Below are 19,169 nucleotides of genomic sequence, written 5' to 3' on the forward strand. Positions count from 1 at the left end.
TGAGGGGGTCCGACGACGCCCCACGGGCGCAGCCACGGGATTCATTCGACTCCCTCCGCCGACATTCGCACCAGCAGGCCGACCATCAGATCCTAGCCAGACGGTCTCCGCGCCAAACCGCACTTCCACCGCGGGCGAACCGTCGTCACGTGTAGAGAATCACTCCCCCGGCGCTCTGATCTCATCCATGACTGATTTCAGCACGCACCTCCGACAAAGCCGTCAGCACTCACGTCTCCAGGGCGGTGACGGCATCGATCGACGTCCGCCACTTCCGCCGACGCGCGGTGGCCCCGGCAATGCTCGGACCCTCCGCTCGAGGGCCAAGCAATACTCAATTCTACATATCTACCTGCATAAACACCATTTCCGAGACCTCCAAAGCAGATCCTGAATATTTAGAGAATTCGTACATATGTTCCTATGCTCAGTGGAGTCATCATGGAACCAGGCACCAGCCAGAAAGCCACCTTGCCAGCGAGGGAGGGAAACACACCATGGACTCCACCACACTCACCGAGTTCGCCGACCACCTCATCGACGACCTCACGGTCGGCACCGATCCCGGCACCGACTCGCTCGGCCGGCTGCTCTCGGAGACGCGCATGACCGTCGACGATGACGCGATACTCGCCGTCATGGTCGCGGCGGTCCGGCTCGGCAATGTCGCCGCCTACCTGCTGGCCCAGACCAGCGCAGCCGCCGAGCGGTTGGCCATACCGGCCCGCAAGCGGCTCAAGAACGGTGCCCAACTGCTGACCGAACTCGGTGTCGCACCGGCCGCGGCGTGTCGCGCCGCCCGCGTCGGGCGCGCGGCCGCAGGCCTTGCCCCCGTGGCCAACGCTCTGCGCGACGGCGCGCTGAGTATCGAGCACGCCGACGCCGTGGTCAGGGGAATCGCGCACATCGCCGGCCGCACGGGCGCAGTTCAATCAGCAGTGGACCACGACGAACGCGGCCGGATCGTCGCCAGCCTGATGGTGCAGACGACGCCGCGCGAGATCGAGACCCGCGCCCGCCAGATCGCGATCGCGCTCACCCCGGCCGCCGGGGAGGCCGATCCCGCCGCGATCCCGGTCGCCGAGAACCACGATCTCAATGAGATGACCCTGCACCAGAACGACGAAGGACGCATCACTGCAACCCTCGACGTGGACGTCGTCACCGGTGAGGAACTCCATGCTGCCCTCGACCCCCTGTGCCGCCCGGTCCCCCGGCCCGACGGCTCACCGGACCCGCGTTCGGCAAGCCGGCGTCGCGCGGACGCCTTCGGGCAGATCCTCCGCACGTACCTCTCCGGCAGTGAACGCCCGACCTCCGGCGGCGTGCTCCCGCACGTCACGCTCATCCGGCCAATTCTCAGCGGAGGCGACACCCCGATCGTTTACTCTTCAGCGGACGACACCGCCGAGGGCGATTCCGTCGACATTCTGGGTTTCGCCGGGCCGATCACTGCGGCTACTGCCGACCTGATCTCGTGCGACTGCACCGCCACCGACGTCACGGTCGACGACGAGCGCGCCCCACTCGACGTCGGACGCACGCGGCGGCTCTTCCCGCCACGCCTGCGTAAGGCGCTCGGGGCGCGCGACCGCGGTTGCGCCTTCCCAGGCTGCGGACGTCCGGCATCCTGGTGCGATGCCCACCACATGACCGAGTGGAAAGAGGGCGGCGAGACCAGCGTCGACAACGGCGTCCTGCTCTGCCGGATGCACCACGTGCTGATCCACCACACCGGATGGGAGGTGTTCCTCGGCCCGGACCGCCACCCGTGGTTCCGGCCGCCCGCCGACCCGGGCAGCCCGGGTCGACGACCCGCACCGCTCCGATCGCATGCACGACGAACGCTGACCGACCTCCCGCACGCCGCCCAGGCGGCCTGACCCCGGCCTATCGACCCGACGACACCAAGTCGTGCGCGCAGCACCTTCGTCGGCCGGCGACAGACACCGGCATCGACTCGCCTCAGGACGGGGCGGGTGTGTGTTCTTTGACAATTCCATACCGCGCCCGCGGAGCACTCGATCGGACTTCGCCACCTGCGGCCGACATTCAGGCGACGCCGAGGTACGCCTCCCGGACGGCGGGGTCGTGCAGGAGGTCGCGGCCGCGGCCTTCGAGGGTGATCGAACCGGTCTCCAAGATGTAGCCGCGATCGGACCGGCTCAGCGCCTGCTGCGCGTTCTGCTCGACCAGCAGGATGGTGGTGCCGGCGGCATTGATCTCGGCGATGATCGAGAAGATCTGCTTGATCACCATCGGTGCCAGGCCCATCGACGGTTCGTCGAGCAGCAGGAGCCGGGGCCTGGCCATCAGCGCCCGGCCGATGGCCAGCATCTGCTGTTCCCCACCGGACATGGTGCCGCCGTACTGCTTGCGCCGCTCACCGAGCCGGGGGAAGAGTTCGAAGACCCGGTCCAGCGCCTCACCGTAGGCGGCCTTGGACTCGAATCTCCGGCCGTAGCAACCCATGTCGAGGTTCTCCAGCACCGTCATGCCCGGGAAGATGTGCCTGCCCTCCGGTACCTGGACGATGCCGCGCGCGACGCGCTGGTGCGTCGAGAGCCCATCGATCCGCGCCCCCTCGAAGTAGATCTCCCCGCTGGTCAGTTTGTTGAGCCCGGAGATCCCGCGCATCGTCGTCGACTTGCCCGCACCGTTCGCGCCGAGCAGGGTCACCAGTTCGCCGCGGTCGACGCGCAGCGAGATACCGTGCAGGGCGGTGATCCGGCCGTAGCCGATCACCACGTCGCGCAGCTCGAGCACGGGCGGACCGTCCGAAGCACCGGCGGCCGGGTACGACGCGCCGCGGCCGGATTCATTCGAGTTCGTCATCGGGCACCCCCAGGTAGGCCGCGATCACCGCGGGATTCTCGCGGACCTGCGCCGGCGTGCCCTCGGCGATCTTGCGGCCGAACTCGAGCACGACGATCCGGTCGGTCACGCCCATCACCAGGCGCATGTCGTGCTCGATGAGCAGGACGGTGTAGCCGTCGTCGCGGATCTTCATGATCAGGTCCATCAGCGCCGACTTCTCGCTCGGATTGAAGCCGGCCGCCGGCTCGTCCAGGCACAGCAGCTTCGGCTCGGTCGCCAGGGCACGCGCGATCTCCAGCCGCCGCTGATCGCCGTACGGCAGATTCGACGCCTTCTCGGCGGCCCGCGCGCCGATCCCGACGAATTCCAGCAGCGCCATGCCCCGGTCGACGGCGTCACGTTCCTCGCGGTAGAGCCGCGGCGAGCGGAAGATCGCACCCCACACGGACGTCTTGTGCCGGGCGTCGGTGCCGACGCACACGTTCTCCAGCGCCGTCATCTCACCCCAGAGCCGGACGTTCTGGAAGGTCCGCGCGATTCCCCGGCGCGTGATCTGGTGCCGTTTGACCTTGCCCAGCGGCGCCCCGTCGAACACGACGGTGCCGCGCGTCGGGGTGTACACGCCGGTGATCGCGTTGAAGCACGTCGTCTTGCCCGCGCCGTTCGGGCCGATCAGACCGAGGATCTCGCCGCGCCGGATCTCGAACGTGACATCGTCGAGGGCGGCGAGTCCGCCGAACTCGACGGTCAGACCCGCCACCTCCAGAAGGACCGCGCCTTCGGTGACCGCGATGTCGCGGTGCGGGGCGACGGCCCGCGCCACCGCGCGTGGATCGGCCAGCTCGGCGTCGACCGCGGCCGGGTCGAGGACGACGGTGGCCTCGGGATCGGCCAGCGCCTCGGCCACCTGCTCGGCCGGTGACTCGATACCCGGCACGGACGAAGCGGCGTCGTCGTCCGCGGCGTGCCTGCTCATGCGTTCGCCTCCTCGCCACCGGGCCGGTTCTCCGGGGACGGCGGCACCCGGAGGACCGCCGCATACACTCGCCGCCCGAAGGTGATCAGCCGCGCCCGGACCGGGAACAGGCCCTGCGGCCGGAAGATCATCAGGATCACCAGAGCGAGACCGAAGAACAGGTACTTGTAGTCGCCGAGCGACTGCTCACCCACCTGCACGCCCTGCACCCGCGCCGGCAGGTACACGATGATGAACGCGCCCACGATCACCCCGAGCTTGTTGCCCTGGCCGCCCAGGACCACCGCGCAGAGGAAGAGCATGGAGTTGATCACGGTGAACGCCTTCGGGTCGACGTACTGCACCTGCCCGGCGTAGACGGCACCGGACAGTCCGCCGATCCCGGCGCCGATCACGAAGGCCCACAGCTTGTACTTGAAGGTCGGCACGCCCATGATCTCCGCGGCGTCCTCGTCCTCCCGGATCGCCACCCACGACCGGCCCACCCGGCTGCGTTCCAGATTGCCGATCATCAGCAGTACCAGCACCACCAGTGCCAGACCGAGCCAATACCACCACACGCCGTAGCTGAGGAGCCCGGAGTTGTTGGAACTGGCAAACACGCCGTCGGGATGCCGGGCGCTGGTGCCGAGTTCGGGGAACAGCACCCCCTGCAGACCGGCCGGGCCGTTGGTGACGTCGCTCAGGTTGTCGGCGAGCAATCGGACGATCTCACCGAAGCCGAGCGTCACGATCGCCAGGTAGTCGCCGCGGACGCGCAGCGTCGGGCTGCCGAGGATCACGCCGGTGACACCGGTGATCACGATGGCCAGCGGCACGCAGGCGAGCCACGCCCACGGTCCGGAGAAGATGCCGTGGTCGGGGCTGTTCCACACCGGGCTCGCCGGGCTGGTCAGCAGCGCGACCACGTAGGCGCCGACCGCGTAGAAGCCGACGTAGCCCAGATCGAGGAGTCCGGTCTGCCCGACGACGACGTTGAGACCGATCGCGATCAGGGCGACCATCGCGAACTGCGCCATCGTCGCGCCGAAGTCGGTCGCCGTGGTGGTGATCAGCGGCGGCTTGATCACCGGCAGCAGGGCGAGCAGTCCGAAGGCCACCACGCCCACCGCCCACTGGGCGGGCCGCGGCAGCGCGTCCCACCACTCCCGGATCCGGTCGCCGGGCGCGCCGAGCGCCCGCACCCATCCGCGCGAATCGGCCGCCGGGCCGCTGTGCTGGTTCATACTCGCGCCTTCCCGAGCTTCTCCCCGAGGATGCCCGTCGGCCGGAACATCAGCACCAGGATCAGCAGCGCGAACGCCACCACGTCCTTCCACTGGTTGCCGAAGACCACCGACCCATAGTTCTCCATCACACCGAGCAGGAGGCCGCCCAGCAGGGCTCCGCGCACATTGCCGATGCCGCCGAGCACCGCCGCGCAGAACGCCTTGATGCCGAGGATGAAGCCGCCGGAGTAGATGACCGTGTTGGGATACCGCATGGTGTAGAGCAACGCCGCCGCTCCGGCCAGCAGACCGCCGAGAAGGAATGTGACGGTGATGATCCGGCCCCGTGAGACACCCATGAGCATCGCCGCGTCCGGGTCCTGCGCCACCGACCGGATGCCGCGGCCCAGCCGGGTCTTGTTGATCAGCAGGTCGGTGCCCGCCGCCAGGACCAGCGCCGACACGATGACGATCAGCGTCACGTTCGAGACGGACGCGCCGAACACCGAGAACTGCTCCTTCGGGGCGACGAGCCGGATGGCCGGCTGCGCGCTCGACCCACCGAGCGGCGGATTCGACGGCACTTTCGGCAGCACGTAGTGCACCAGTTCCTGGAGCACGAACGACATGCCGATCGCGGTGATCAGGAACGCCAGCGGCTTGGCGTTGCGCCGTCGCAGCGGCCGGTAAGCGATGAACTCCACGCCGACCGCCACCGTGCCGGAGACCGCCATGCCGATCAGCCCGGCGACGGCGAGGAAGCCGACGGTCGCCAGGGTCCCGACGTCGTAGGTGTCGCCGGACGGGGTGAAGCCGAGGACCAGCAGACCGACGTAGACGCCGAACATGCCGAGCATGAAAACCTCGGAGTGCGCGAAGTTGATCAGCCGGAGCACGCCGTAGACCAGCGTGTACCCGCAGGCCACCAGCGCGTACACCGAACCGTAGGCCAGGCCCTCGATCGTCAGGTTCCAGAATCCCTCGCGGAGGGAACCGAGATCGAAGCCGATGGTCGCGTTGGCCAGCGAGGTCGTCGCGCCGGCCAGGGAATGCACGATCATGCGTCCCTTTCGGACTCGGGTGGCAGACCCCGGTGCGCCCGGGCGGTGATGTCCGTGCGCACCGGGGTCTCCGGCGCTACTTGACCTCGTACATCCAGATGAGCGACGACTTCAGCTCACCGTTCGGCTGCCACTCGTAGGCGCGGGCCAGGCCGACCCCGGAATAGGTGCGGACGTATTCCAGCAGCTCCGCGCGGGTGCGCTTGCCCTCGGCGATGCCCTTCATCAGGATCGACGCGAGGTCGTAGGCCTCCACCGAGTAGACGCCGGGCGCCTGCTTGAACTTGTCGGTGTACTCGGTCTTGAACTTGCTCGGCGCCGGGCCGCACGGGCACGACAGGTAGGCGCCCTTCGCGGAGTCGCCCGCCTGCTTGATGAACTGCGGATCGTTGGCGCCGTCGCCCGAGACGAAGGTGATGTCCGGCGCCGCCGTCTTCAGCTGCTGCGCGAGCGGAGCGGCTTCGGCGTAGTAGCCGGCGAAGAAGACCGCATCGGGCTTGGCGGCGGTGATCTTCGAGATCAGGGCCGCGAAGTCGCGCTCCCCCTTCTTCACCTCGCCCTGGCACGACGCCACGTTCGCCGAGCCGAGTGTCGCCACGATCGCCCGCGAGAGCCCGGCACCGTACTCGGTGTCGTCCTTGACGACGCAGACCTTGGTCTTGCCGAGCTTCCCGGTCAGGTACCTGGCGACGGCGGGACCCTGGACGTCGTCGTTGGCGAGGCCGCGGAAGAAGGTCTTCCAGCCGTTACCGGACAGCGCCGGATTGGTGGCCGAGGCGGTGACCGCGACCAGACCGGCCTGGTTGAAGACGCCGCCGGTGGCCTTGGTCTCTCCGGAGAAGCCGGGGCCGATGAGTCCGACGATCGACTTGTCGTTCACGATCTGCGGCGCCACCTGCGTCGCCTTCTGCGGATCGCCCTCGGTGTCGAAGGTCTTGAGCACGATCTTGCAGTTCGGGTTCGCCGCGTTGTGCTGCGCGACGGCCAGCTGCGCGCCGTCGCGCATGTTGATGCCGAGCGCCGCGTCCGCGCCGGTCAGCGCACCCATCTGCGCGAGCGTCGTCTCGGGACACTGCGCCTTGCCGTCTCCCGCCGGATCCAGCGCCTGGTTCTCGGCGACGGCCTGCTGCTCGTTGCCCTGCGTGTCGATCTGGGCCAGCGGCGTGATCTCCAGGCCGGAGCCGGAGGACGCCGTGTCGGTGGACTTGTCGCCGCACGCGGACAGGGCCATGACCCCGGCCAGTGCCGCCGCGACGGCGGCCGTCCGGACGTGACGCCGCGAATTCAACCTCGGCATATCGAAACCTCTTCTGCTGTGACCCGGCGTGGCGCCGAGAGGTCATCCGCTCGAAAGACCTGGGCAAAAGATAAGCGGAATCTGTGCGTCGGGTGTGAGCTTTCCCACGAACTCACTGGTCGCCGGCATCGAGATTTTCCCAGTGTTAACAGACGGGGCTCAGGAAGCGGTGTCGCCGCCCAGGGTCTCGACGACGACCTGCGCCACCGCCTTCATCGTCACGCGGCGGTCCATGGCGTTGGTCTGGATCCACCGGAAGGCCTCCGGCTCGGTGAGCGCCTGCTTCTCCATCAGCAGGCCCTTGGCGCGTTCGATGAGCTTGCGCGCCTCGAAGCGCTCGTTCATCCCGGAGATCTCGTCCTCGAGCGCCTTGAGTTCACGGAAGCGGCTGAGGGCGACCTCGATGGCGGGCACCAGATCGGACTGGTTGAACGGCTTGACGAGGTACGCCATGGCGCCGGCGTCGCGGGCCTTCTCGACGAAGTCTCGCTGACTGAAGGCGGTCAGCATGACGACCGGGGCGAGTCGTTTCCGGGCGATCTCGCTGGCCGCGTCGATCCCGTCGCGCACCGGCATCTTGATGTCCATGATGACGACGTCGGGGTGCAGCGACTCGGTCAGATCGACCGCGACCTGCCCGTTCGGCGCCTCTCCGGCGACGTCGTAGCCCTCATCGCGCAGCATCTCGCACAGGTCCATGCGGATCAGGGAGTCGTCCTCGGCGACGACCACCCGGTGGGTACGCGGCTGGTCCGGTGTGGACCCGGCTTCGCTCATCGACTCACATCTTCTCGATCGGTTCTCGCCGGACACCGGCGAGGAAGGTGACAGTGCCCCGGGCCGGACTCGAACCGGCACCCCTTTCGAGACCGCATTTTGAGTGCGGCGCGTCTGCCAATTTCGCCACCGGGGCTGGTGAACGTGCGTAGTGCAGTGTACGGACCCGGCGGCCGTCGTACACATTCACCCTCCCGGACACGCCGTGACGCGGCAGGATCGGAGCATGTCGTCCTCACCCTCGCACCCCGCCGGCCCGGTTCTGGAGATCGCCGTGCAGGACCCCGCCGGCGCGGCGATCGCCCGGACCGCCGGCGCCGACCGCATCGAACTCTGCGCCGCACTGGGCGCCACCGGTGGACTGACCCCGTCGCCGGGCACCCTCCGCGCCTGCGCCGGTGTCTGGCACGACGCGCCGCTCCCCGCCGTGCACGTCCTGCTCCGGAACCGGCCGGGCGGGTTCGTCTACTCCCCCGGCGAGATCTCCGTGCTGGTCGACGACGTCGCGCTCGCCGTCGAACTCGGCGCCTCCGGGGTGGTGATCGGCGCGCTCACTCCCGACGCCGAACTGGATCGGGGCGGCATCCGGCGGCTGGTCGACGCCGCCCGCACCGCCGAACGAGCCGCCGGGCGACGCGTCGAGGTCACCTTCCACCGCGCCATGGACGTCGCCGCCGATCCGGTGGCCGCGCTGCGGGCGCTCGCCGGTCTCGGTGTCGACCGGGTGCTCACCTCGGGCGGCGCCGCGCGCGTCGGGCTCGGCCTGGCGGAACTCGGGCGACTGGTCGAGGCCGGCACCGGCGTGCAGATCATGGCCGGTGGTGGCGTCACCATCGACGACATCGCCCCGCTGTGCGCCCTCGGCGTCGACGCCGTGCACCTGTCGGCCAAGACCGTCGAACCGGACCCGGGAGCCGCCGGTCCGGGCGGCGGAACGGCCGGCGACCTGGAGGTCACCTCCCCGGAAACGGTGGAACGGGCATACCGGGAAATCCGCCGCTGCCGCGGCGGGGGGACGTAGACATCGTTAGAGACGTCCGCTACGTTACGTCTCAGTAACATCACAGGAAGTCTCACATCTCTAAGTCGGGGAGTTGTCTGTCACATGGTTCAGGTCACCGCGGCGCGATTGCGCCGTTTACTGGTCCTCCTACTCGTTCCCATCCTGATCGCCGCGGGCGCGCTGCTCGTCGTCAGCCCGCCACGGTCGGATGCCGCCGTGTTCGGGGCGCTCGGCGCCAAGTGGACCAAGACGGCGGAGGGCCCGCAGAAGTATCCGGGCTACACGGTGACCCCGGACGTCCCGATCCGGATGAGTGACGGCACCGTCCTGCGCGGCAACCTGATCCGTCCCGCGGATGCCCGCGGTCACGCGATCGACAAGAAGATGCCGACGATCGTGAACATGACGCCGTACACCAAGATGGTGAGCGCGCTCGCCTCCGAGGTGATGAACTTCCCGGTGCTGATGCCGGAGCTGATCGCCCTGCTCAACGCGATCAATCTGCGGGGCACCGTGCTGTCCGGCTACAACGACCTCGTCGGCTCGCTGCGCAGCGGCTTCGTCGACGGCTTCTCCTACGATCCCAAGCTGATCCGCTCGGGATACAACATGCTGGTCGTCGACGTTCGCGGCACCGGCTTCTCGCAGGGCACCTGGCAGGTGTTCGGTCCGCGGGAGCGCAAGGACACCGTCGAGGTGGTGGACTGGGCGTCGAAGCAGAAGTGGTCGAACGGCAAGATCGGCATGGCCGGCGCGTCGTACTCGGGTATCAACCAGCTGCAGGCCGCGGCCGATCAGCCGGGCAAGATCGGCGCGCTCTTCCCGATCGTGCCGGGTGCCGATCTGGTCCGCGACGTCGTCGCACCGGGCGGTGGCGTCGGCTTCGGCTTCCTGTCCCTGTGGCTCACCCTGGTGAACACCACCAAGCTGATCCCGAACGTCGCCTCCATGCTGAACGGCACCTTCGACTGGCAGTGGCTGGCCGATCGCGTCAAGGATCCGCTGACCTTCTTCGATGTGATGGCGCAGGCCCTGAGCATGCAACGCCCGGGCCAGGCGACCGGGGACACCCGCGCGCTGCTCACCGAGGGCACCGACCGGCGCACCGCGCTCAACACCGACGTCGGCGCGATCACGACCCCGACCTTCGCGATCGGCGGCTGGAACGACCTGTTCACCAACAGCGAGGCGCGGCTGCTGACCAACCTGAAGCAGCTGCCGAGCAGCCAGAAGAAGCTGATCATGGACGACGGCTACCACGTGACCGTCGGCTCGCAGTTCGGGACGCCGGGCAACCCGCCGAAGATGAACGTGCTGGCCCGCGCCTGGTACGACAAGTGGCTCAAGGGCATCGACAACGGCATCGACCGCTACGATCCGGCGACGCTGGCCTCGATGCCGCGCGACAACTTCATTCAGGGGCCGAGCTTCCCGCTGCCCGGGTACACGCACCAGCGCCAGTACCTGACCGGCAAGCCGTCCGGATCGGTGGGCACCCCGGTCGCGGGTGACGGCTCGCTGTCGTCGGCGGCTCCGGTCACCCGGACCACCCGCCTGGTCCAGCCGGGTCTGAGCAACATCTGCGGTAAGGACGGCGCCCAGGGCGCCGCCGGCGTGACGGCGGTCTTCGATTTCTGCGGCCGGGACAACCGGCTCGCCGAGGTCGCGGCGCAGACCTTCACGACCGCCCCGGTGAAGCAGCTGACCCGGATCTCCGGCTGGCCCGGCGTACAGCTGCTGCAGCGGCTGGGCGCCACCGACGGCTACTGGCATGTGACGGTGAACGTCGTCTCCCCCGACGGCCGTTCCCAGGTGATCTCGATGGGCCAGCTGGTGGTGTCGCTCCGCGAGGTGGATCGCTCCCGCAGCGGTTTCGCGGCGAACGGCGACCTGGTCGATCCGTTCCTGTACCTCTCGCTGAACCACTACAAGCCGGTGAAGCCGGGACAGATCCTCCCGGTGAACATCCCGATGACGCCGACGCAGGCGGCGCTGCACCCGGGTGACCGGCTGCGGATCGACGTCTACTCGCTGAACGCGCCGAAGGCCCTGCCGCTCGGCCCGGAGATGTGGGCGAGCCGCTTCGGTCCGCAGTACCTGGAGATCGATCCGAAGAACCCGAGCTGGGTCTCGGTTCCGGTGGACCGCCCGCTGCGCTGACCCCGCGCCCGGAGGCCGGTGCCGCTCTCATTCGAGAACGGTGCCGGCCTCCAGTGCATCCCGGGACACCAGCTGACCCGGCTGATCATCGATCTCGACGAGATAGCCGCGGGAGACGACGCGGACGTCGTGGATCCGGAAACCCTCGTAGCAGGCGCCCTTGCCGGCCTCGACGTCGACGGCCCGGTCGAGCGACGTGGTCGCGATCAGGGAACCGCTGTGCGCGTCGTACAGCCGCACCCGCGAGCCGCGGCCGATCGGGCCGCCGTCGAGCGCCTTCTTGGTGGCGCAGTCGACCCGGACGTAGCCGCTGGCGGTGAACTTGGTGGTGCTCGCGATGCCGAAGACCAGCACCACCGCGGTGACGGCGGCGAGCAGCAGCGCGGCGAGCACGCTGACCACCCAGACCCAGCCGTGGTCGTGGCGGCGCCAGGCGCGCGGCGGCAGGAACGCACCGCGCGGCTGGAAGTACTGGATCTGCGGCATCCCCGGCCCCGGGTCAGTCACGCGGCGGGAAGTACTTGATCAGGGCTTCCTGCACCACCGAGGTCGCCAGGGTGCCGTCGCGCATGAAGAACCGGCCCGAACCGATGCCCCGCGAACCCGCCGCCACCGGCGACTCGGTGGCGTACAGCATCCACTCGTCGAATCGCGGCTCGCGGTGGAACCACATCGAGTGGTTCACCGTCGCCGCGAACAGCCGGTCCATCCCCCACGACAGACCGTGGGTGGTGATGATCGAATCGAGCACGGTCGTGTCGGAGGCGTACGCCATGGCCGCGACGTGCAGCAGCGGATCGTCGGGCATCGCGCCGTCGGCCTTCATCCAGACCCGGTTGTGTGTGAGGGTCTCCCCCGCGTCCTTCACCTTCCACGTCGGGTCGTTGGCGAACCGGATGTCGATCGGGTGCAGCGCGTTGACGAACAGCGCGATCTGGTCCTCGTACCCCTTGAAGTGCTCGCCGAGCGTCGGCAGTTCCTCTGGGAACGGCACCAGCGGGATCTTCACGGCGTGCTCGAGACCGACGTTGTTGTCCTGGAAGGCGACCAGCATGGTGAAGATCTCCTCACCGTCCTGCTTGGCCGTGACCTGCCGATTGGCGAAGGCCTTGCCGTCGCGGAACCGGTCGACGTGATACTCCATCGGCTTGTTGACGTCGCCGCCGCGAATGAAGTGGGCGTGCAGCGCGTGCACCGGCGGGGTGCCGCGGACCAGTGTCCGGCCCGCGGCGACCACGCCCTGGCCCAGCAGCTGACCGCCGAAGGTACGGGCGGTCTTCTGCTCGGGATGCCGTCCGAGGAAGACGTCGTCGGACACCTGCTCGATGTCGAGCAGCTCGATCAGTTTGCCCAGATCGCCGCCCTCGGTCTCCACCTTGATCTGATGGCTCGGGTCGTTCAGGTTGCGGGTCATCCCACAACCCTATTCGACGCCCGGCCCGCTCCGGGCCCAGGCGCGTCAGTGGTCCTGTTCGCCGATCCGATGCAGGTGCAGCAGATTGGTGGAGCCGGGCACCTGCGGCGGGGCGCCGGCCACGACCACCACCACGGAGCCGCGCTTGAGTTCGCCGTTGACCTCGCAGAACTCGTCGAGCTGGTCGATCATCGCGTCGGTGCTGCCGGCCTTGGGCACCAGGAACGGCGCGACGCCCCAGCTCAGAGTGAGCTGATTGCGGGTGAGTTCCTGCGTGGTGAACACCATCAGCCGCAGCCGCGAATGCAGCCGCGCGATGCGGCGCGCGGTGTCGCCGGTCTCGGTGAACGCGGCGATCGAGGTGACGTTGAGGCGTTCGCCGATGTCACGGGCGGCGTACGTGAGCACTCCGCGCTGGGTCCGCGGCACGTGCTTGAGCGGCGGCACCTCGCGGCGGCTCTCCTCGGCGGCGACCACGATGTTGCCCATGGTGCGGACCGTCTCGAACGGGAACGCGCCCACCGAGGTCTCGCCGGACAGCATCACGGCGTCGGCCCCGTCGAGCACCGCGTTCGCGACGTCGGACGCCTCGGCGCGCGTCGGGCGCGAGTTCTCGATCATCGAGTCGAGCATCTGCGTCGCGACGATCACCGGCTTCGCGTTCTCGCGGGCGATCTGGATGGCGCGCTTCTGCACCAGCGGGACCTGCTCGAGCGGCATCTCGACGCCCAGGTCGCCGCGCGCGACCATGATCGCGTCGAAGGCCAGCACGATGGCCTCCAGATTGTCGATGGCCTCCGGCTTCTCCAGCTTCGCGACGGTCATCACGCGGCGGCCGACGCGGTCCATGATCTCGTGGACCAGTTCGACGTCACCGGGGCTCCGCACGAACGACAGCGCCACGAAGTCGACGCCGAGCCCGAGGGCGAACTCCAGGTCGGCGACGTCCTTCTCGCTGAGCGCCGGGACCGAGATGTTCATACCGGGCAGCGACAGGCCCTTGTGGTTGCTGACGGTGCCGCCCTCGGTGACGAGGCAGACCACGTCGTTGCCGTCGATCTCCTCGACCGTCAGACCGACCTTGCCGTCGTCGACCAGCAGGCGGTCGCCGGGCTGCGCATCGGCCGCGAGCTGCTTGTACGTGGTCGACACGCGGTCGTGGTTGCCGATGACGTCGTCGACGGTGATGCGGACGACCTCGCCCTTGAGCCAGTCGACGGCCCCGTTGGGGCGACCGTTGTCCTCGAACCAGCCGAGGCGGATCTTCGGTCCTTGCAGGTCAGCGAGGATGCCGACCGGCTTGCCGGTGATCTCGGCGGCCCGGCGCACCAGCTCGTAGACCTTCCGGTGGTCGTCGTGGGTGCCGTGGCTGAAGTTCATGCGGGCGACGTTCATCCCGCATTCGACGAGCTCTGTGATGCGCTCCTGAGTATTGGTGGCGGGTCCGAGGGTGCAGACGATCTTGGTTCGACGGGTCACGTCACCAAGGCTAGTCCTTCGTGCCCGAACCTTCCTCTTCAGTTCGAGAGTCGGACAGTGGCCCGAATTCGTCGTCGGCGAGTTCCTCGTCGTCGACGTCGACGACGCTCACACCGGCCGGATTCGTGACGGTCTCGGCGTCGCCGTCGACAGCCTCGGCGGGTCCGGAATCGGTGTCGGCGTCGGCGTGCTCGTCGGTGTCGGCGTGCTCTTCGGTGTCGGCGTGCTCGTCGGTGTCGTCCACGTCCGGGTCCGCCGACTCGTCGGTGCCGGGCTGATCGTCGGCGGGCTCTGCGGACTCGCCGGCCTCGGGCTCGTCGGTGCCGGGCTCGTCGGTGCCGGGCTCGTCGGTCTCGGACTCATCCGTGCCCGAGGTCTCGTCCTCATCAACGGTCCCGTCCTGAGCGCCAGCCTCGTCCTCAGCGGCAGTCTCGTCCTGAGCGCCAGCCTCGTCCTCAGCAGCGATCTCGTCCTCGGCGACGGCCGCATCCTCGTCGGAGGTCTCGTCGGCAGCGGCGCCCGGATCGGCCGCGGCGTCCTCGTCGGACTCGGCGGACTCGGCGAGGGATTCCGCGGCGGTCTTCGGGGCGAGCACGACCATCCCGGTGTCCGCGGCGCTGGCGATCACCTCGCGGATCTCGATGCCGCCGACCTGCGAGGCCGGATCGGAGACCACCGTGTAGACGGTCGCATCGGCGCCGGACCCGGCGCCGTCGGCCTCGTCGGCGGCCCGGTCCTCGGCGGCCAGGATGTCGTCGTCGAGGACCTCCCGGTCGAGGTCTTCCGCCTCCAGGTCTTCTGTATCCAGGTCTTCCGCCCCCAGGTCTTCTGCGTCCAGGTCCTCAGTGTCCAGATCCTCGGCGTCGTCCAGATCCTCGGCGTCGAGGTCCGCGGTGCCGGGACCGACGGCGACCGGCACGTGTTCCGGCTCATCGTCGTCCAGCGCGGGCGGGACATAGCCCAGTTCACCCTCGGCGGCGAGTTCTTCGGCGCGACGCGGCCAGTACATCGACAACCCGGTCTCCCGGCCGCGCGGGGCGAGCACGAAGTAGAGGGCCGCGCACAGGAACACGATCGCCGCGGTGAAGATGTTGATCCGGATGCCGAGGATGTGGGTGGCGGCGTCGGTGCGCAGCAGCTCGACCCCGAAGCGGCCCGCGCAGTAGCCCGCGACGTAGAGCGCGAACAGCCGGCCGTGCCCGATCCGGAAGCGCCGGTCGAGCAGCACCAGGACGATCACCACCAGCACGTTCCACAGCGCCTCGTAGAGGAACGTCGGGTGCACCACGCTGTGCAGGACGCCGGTCGACACCCCGTCGGGCAGCGAGATCCCGGTCTCGGCGCCGTCGCGGCGTACATACAGTTCCAGGCCCCACGGCAGCGTGGTCGGACCGCCGTACAGTTCCTGGTTGAAGTAGTTGCCGACGCGCCCGATGGCCTGCGCCAGCAGGATCGCCGGCGCGATCGCGTCGCCGAACGGCGGCAGTTTGATGCCCTTCCAGCGGCAGCCGATCCAGGCGCCGAGGGCGCCGACCAGTACCGCACCCCAGATGCCGAGGCCACCGTCCCAGATGGCGAGCGCCCCGGAGATGCCGCGGCCGTCGGTACCGAAGTACCGATACCAGTCGGTGGCGACGTGGTAGAGCCGGCCACCGATCAGGCCGAACGGCACCGCCCAAAGGGCGACGTCGAGCACATCACCGGGCCGGCCGCCGCGGGCCTGCCAGCGCCGGTCGCCCCACCAGACGGCGACGACGATGCCGATGATGATGCAGATCGCATAGGCGCGCAGGGGTACCGGTCCGAGGTACCAGACCCCCTGCGGAGGACTGGGCAGGTACGCGAGAACGCTCGTGTGACTCACGCGGTCCACCCTAGAGCACCCTCCCCAGCGCTCCCGCTCAGTACTCCTTGCGGACGCCTTCGGCTAGCTCGGCGACCAGGCCGGACAACTCGTCGGGGCCCTGCGTCGCGGCCGAGACCAGCGCTGAGCCGACGATCACGCCGTCGGCGTATTCGGCGATCTCGGCGGCCTGCCGCCCATCGCGCACACCCAGCCCGACGCCGATCGGGATGTCGGAGTGCTCGCGGATCCGCGCGCAGAGTTCGGGGGCGAGGTTGTCGACGGCGTCGCGCGCACCGGTCACGCCCATCGTCGACGACGCGTAGACGAAGCCGCGGCAGTGATCGAGGGTCATCGCCAGCCGCTCGGGCGTCGACGACGGCGCCACCAGGTAGATGCGGTCCAGGTGATGCGCGTCGGAGGCGACCTCCCACTCGGCCCCCTCGTCGGGGATGAGATTCGGCGTGATGAGGCCGAGGCCGCCGGCGGCGGCGAGGTCCCGCGCGAAGGCGTCGACGCCGTATTTGAGGACCAGATTCCAGTAGACCATCACGACCGGGGCCGCCCCGGCGCCGGCCACGGTCTCCACGGCCCGGAAGACGTCGCGCACGCGGCTGCCGTTCGCCAGGGCGAGTTGCGTGGCCTTGGCGATCGTCGGGCCGTCCATCACCGGGTCGGAGTATGGGATGCCGACTTCGACGATGTCGCAGCCGGACTCGACCATGATGCGCAGCGATGCGAGGGAGTCGTCGACCGTCGGGTAACCGACCGGGAAGTAGCCGATCAGGGCGGCGCGGTCCTCGGCGCGGCAGGCGGCGAAGGTCTCGCCGAGGCGGGACTCGGGTGCGGGCGTGCTCACTGCTGGTTCTCCTGTGCCTCATTCGCCTGGGCCTTCGCGGCCTGCTGGGCGGCGTATTCGAACTCCGACGGCGGCTTGCCGAACAGCCCGAACCATTCCGCGGCGGTGTCGACGTCCTTGTCGCCGCGCCCGGACAGGCTGACGACGATGATCGCGCCCTCCCCCAGTTCGCGGCCCAGTTTCAGCGCGCCGGCGACGGCGTGCGCGGACTCGATCGCCGGGATGATGCCCTCGCGGCGCGAGAGCAGCGCGAGCGCGTCCATCGCCTCGGTGTCGGTGATCGGCCGGTACTCCGCGCGGCCGGTCTCCCGCAGGTAGGCGTGTTCGGGTCCGACGCCCGGGTAGTCCAGGCCGGCCGAGATGGAGTGCGATTCGATGGTCTGCCCGTCCTCGTCCTGCAGCAGGTACGAGTAGGCGCCCTGGAAGGCGCCGGGGCTGCCGCCGGTGAAGGTGGCCGCGTGCCGGCCCGTCTCCACGCCGTCGCCCGCGGCCTCGAACCCGACCAGGCGCACGGCGGCGTCGTCGATGAACGGGTGGAAGATGCCGATGGCGTTGGAGCCGCCGCCGACGCAGGCGACGACGGCGTCCGGCAGCCGGCCGGCCTGATCGAGGATCTGGACGCGGGACTCCATGCCGACGATGCGCTGCAGGTCGCGCACCATCATCGGGAACGGATGCGGTCCGGCGGCGGTGCCGAAGCAGTAGTAGGTGTCATCGGCATTGCTCACCCAGTCGCGCAGCGCCTCGTTGATGGCGTCCTTGAGCGTCGCCGAACCGGTCTCGACGGCGACGACGTCCGCACCCAGCAGCCGCATCCGGGCCACGTTGAGGGCCTGCCGCTCGGTGTCGACGCGGCCCATGTAGATCACGCATTCCAGGCCAAGCAGCGCGCACGCGGTGGCGGTGGCGACGCCGTGCTGACCGGCGCCGGTCTCGGCGATCACCCGGGTCTTGCCCATCCGCTTGGCGAGCAGCGCCTGGCCGAGAACGTTGTTGATCTTGTGCGAGCCGGTGTGGTTGAGGTCTTCCCGCTTGAGGAAGAGCCGCGCGCCCCCGGCCTCCTCGGACAGCCGGGTGGCCTCGTACAGCGGCGACGGCCGCCCGGTGTAGTCGCGCTGCAGACCGTCGAGCTCGGCGAAGAACTCATCGTCGGTGCGGAGCTTCTCGTAGGTGGCGGTGGCCTCCTCGATCACCGCCATCAGCGCCTCGGGAACGTGCCGGCCGCCGAACACGCCCCAGTGGCCCTTCTCATCGGGGCCAATCGGCGAGCGCTGCGCGACACCGTCGCTGGCCCGGGGGAAACGCGGCGAGCCGCCGTCTGCGGAATGTTCGGTCACGGTTCCTCAGTATCCTCGTCGTCTCGATGGATGCGCGAATCGGACCCGGGCGGTGCCGCGGGTTCGGTGCTCGGCGGAGGTGGTGGGCTGGTCAGTGCGACGGTTTGGGGCACGACGGATGCGTGCCCGCGGTCACCAGGTCGGAGACCGCCTGGCGGGGGTCGCCACTGGTGACCAGGCCCTCGCCGACCAGCACGGCGTCGGCTCCGGCGCCGGCGTAGGCCAGCAGGTCGGCGGTGCCGCGGACACCCGACTCGGCGATCTTGATGATGTTCGACGGCAGGCCCGGCGCGATCCGGCCGAAGCAGTCGCGGTCCACCTCGAGCGTCTTGAGATTGCGCGCGTTGACGCCGACGACCGTCGCACCGGCTTCCAGCGCGCGGTCGGCCTCTTCTTCGGTGTGCACCTCGACCAGCGCGGTCATCCCGAGCGATTCGGTGCGGTCGAGCAGCGAGGCCAGCGCCTGCTGCTCCAGGGCCGCCACGATCAGCAGGATCACGTCCGCGCCGTGCGCGCGCGCCTCGTGGATCTGGTACGGCCCGACGATGAAGTCCTTGCGCAGGATGGGGATGTTCACCGCGGCGCGGACGGCGTCGAGATCGGCGAGGCTGCCGCGGAATCGTCGTTCCTCGGTGAGGACGCTGATGATCCGGGCGCCGCCGGCCTCGTAGGCCTGGGCCAGGTCCGCGGGGTCGGGGATGTTGGCGAGGTCGCCCTTCGACGGGCTCGCCCGCTTGACCTCGGCGATCACGCCGATCCCGGGAAGGTGCAGCGCGGCGGTCGCGTCGCGGGGCTCGGGGGCGCGCTCGGCGGCCCGCTTCACCGCGGCCAGATCGAGAACGGATTCGCGCGCGGCGACGTCGGCCTTCACGCCCTCGATGATCGAGTCGAGTACTGTGCCGCCAGTCACCGAACCAGCCCCTTTCTCGCGTACCTCT

At 69.2% G+C, this 19,169-nt stretch carries 16 protein-coding genes and 1 tRNA gene; 3 read left to right on the forward strand and 14 right to left on the reverse strand.

What is annotated here, in order from left to right; genetic code table 11:
• Positions 1-245: 245 nt before the first annotated feature.
• Positions 246-1,883, forward strand: a complete 1,638-nt coding sequence (locus MYK68_RS12115) for an HNH endonuclease signature motif containing protein (protein ID WP_349306134.1) — start codon at positions 246-248, stop codon at positions 1,881-1,883.
• Between the two features lie 169 nt (positions 1,884-2,052).
• Here MYK68_RS12115 and MYK68_RS12120 read toward each other — a convergent pair whose 3' ends face one another.
• The 7 genes from MYK68_RS12120 to MYK68_RS12150 all read right to left on the reverse strand — a co-directional run bounded on the left by MYK68_RS12120 (position 2,053) and on the right by MYK68_RS12150 (position 8,272).
• Positions 2,053-2,835 (reverse strand): ABC transporter ATP-binding protein, encoded by a 783-nt coding sequence (locus MYK68_RS12120; RefSeq protein WP_247863948.1) that lies wholly within the window; start codon positions 2,833-2,835, stop codon positions 2,053-2,055.
• Positions 2,819-3,793, reverse strand: a complete 975-nt coding sequence (locus MYK68_RS12125; RefSeq protein WP_247863949.1) for an ABC transporter ATP-binding protein — start codon at positions 3,791-3,793, stop codon at positions 2,819-2,821. Before MYK68_RS12125 ends, MYK68_RS12120 begins: the two co-directional genes overlap by 17 nt.
• Positions 3,790-5,019, reverse strand: coding sequence for a branched-chain amino acid ABC transporter permease (locus MYK68_RS12130; RefSeq protein ID WP_247863950.1), 1,230 nt, complete (start codon positions 5,017-5,019; stop codon positions 3,790-3,792). The genes MYK68_RS12125 and MYK68_RS12130 overlap by 4 nt, the downstream gene beginning before the upstream one ends.
• Positions 5,016-6,062, reverse strand: coding sequence for a branched-chain amino acid ABC transporter permease (locus tag MYK68_RS12135; RefSeq protein ID WP_247863951.1), 1,047 nt, complete (start codon positions 6,060-6,062; stop codon positions 5,016-5,018). Before MYK68_RS12135 ends, MYK68_RS12130 begins: the two co-directional genes overlap by 4 nt.
• 76 nt (positions 6,063-6,138) lie before the next feature.
• A complete protein-coding gene (locus tag MYK68_RS12140) occupies positions 6,139-7,359 on the reverse strand; it encodes a branched-chain amino acid ABC transporter substrate-binding protein (protein WP_247863952.1) in 1,221 nt (406 codons plus the stop codon).
• 159 nt (positions 7,360-7,518) lie between these two features.
• Positions 7,519-8,136, reverse strand: coding sequence for an ANTAR domain-containing response regulator (locus tag MYK68_RS12145; RefSeq protein WP_247863953.1), 618 nt, complete (start codon positions 8,134-8,136; stop codon positions 7,519-7,521).
• Positions 8,137-8,190: 54 nt separating this feature from the next.
• Positions 8,191-8,272, reverse strand: a tRNA-Leu gene (locus MYK68_RS12150).
• Between the two features lie 90 nt (positions 8,273-8,362).
• Here MYK68_RS12150 and MYK68_RS12155 point away from each other — a divergent pair.
• Positions 8,363-9,157, forward strand: coding sequence for a copper homeostasis protein CutC (locus MYK68_RS12155; RefSeq protein WP_247863954.1), 795 nt, complete (start codon positions 8,363-8,365; stop codon positions 9,155-9,157).
• Positions 9,158-9,241: 84 nt separating this feature from the next.
• Positions 9,242-11,299 (forward strand): CocE/NonD family hydrolase, encoded by a 2,058-nt coding sequence (locus tag MYK68_RS12160; protein WP_247863955.1) that lies wholly within the window; start codon positions 9,242-9,244, stop codon positions 11,297-11,299.
• A gap of 27 nt (positions 11,300-11,326) precedes the next feature.
• On the opposite strand, the gene MYK68_RS12165 is transcribed toward MYK68_RS12160, so the two are convergent.
• From MYK68_RS12165 to trpC, 7 genes are all read right to left on the reverse strand, one after another.
• Positions 11,327-11,806 carry a hypothetical protein gene (locus tag MYK68_RS12165; RefSeq protein ID WP_247863956.1) on the reverse strand — a complete coding sequence of 160 codons (480 nt, stop codon included), beginning with the start codon at positions 11,804-11,806 and terminating at the stop codon, positions 11,327-11,329.
• Complete coding sequence (locus MYK68_RS12170; protein ID WP_247863957.1) at positions 11,799-12,713, reverse strand: acyl-CoA thioesterase; 915 nt, start codon at positions 12,711-12,713, stop codon at positions 11,799-11,801. Before MYK68_RS12170 ends, MYK68_RS12165 begins: the two co-directional genes overlap by 8 nt.
• Positions 12,714-12,758: 45 nt before the next feature.
• Positions 12,759-14,192 carry a pyruvate kinase gene (gene pyk, locus MYK68_RS12175; RefSeq protein ID WP_247863958.1) on the reverse strand — a complete coding sequence of 478 codons (1,434 nt, stop codon included), beginning with the start codon at positions 14,190-14,192 and terminating at the stop codon, positions 12,759-12,761.
• 10 nt (positions 14,193-14,202) lie between these two features.
• Complete coding sequence (lgt, locus tag MYK68_RS12180) at positions 14,203-16,056, reverse strand: prolipoprotein diacylglyceryl transferase (RefSeq protein WP_247863959.1); 1,854 nt, start codon at positions 16,054-16,056, stop codon at positions 14,203-14,205.
• Between the two features lie 37 nt (positions 16,057-16,093).
• Positions 16,094-16,894, reverse strand: coding sequence for a tryptophan synthase subunit alpha (trpA, locus tag MYK68_RS12185; protein WP_247863960.1), 801 nt, complete (start codon positions 16,892-16,894; stop codon positions 16,094-16,096).
• A complete protein-coding gene (trpB, locus tag MYK68_RS12190; protein WP_247863961.1) occupies positions 16,891-18,231 on the reverse strand; it encodes a tryptophan synthase subunit beta in 1,341 nt (446 codons plus the stop codon). Before trpB ends, trpA begins: the two co-directional genes overlap by 4 nt.
• Before the next feature lie 91 nt (positions 18,232-18,322).
• Complete coding sequence (gene trpC / locus MYK68_RS12195; RefSeq protein WP_247863962.1) at positions 18,323-19,141, reverse strand: indole-3-glycerol phosphate synthase TrpC; 819 nt, start codon at positions 19,139-19,141, stop codon at positions 18,323-18,325.
• Positions 19,142-19,169: the final 28 nt, after the last annotated feature.

It is taken from the genome of Gordonia sp. PP30 (assembly GCF_023100845.1).
Taxonomy (GTDB): domain Bacteria; phylum Actinomycetota; class Actinomycetes; order Mycobacteriales; family Mycobacteriaceae; genus Gordonia.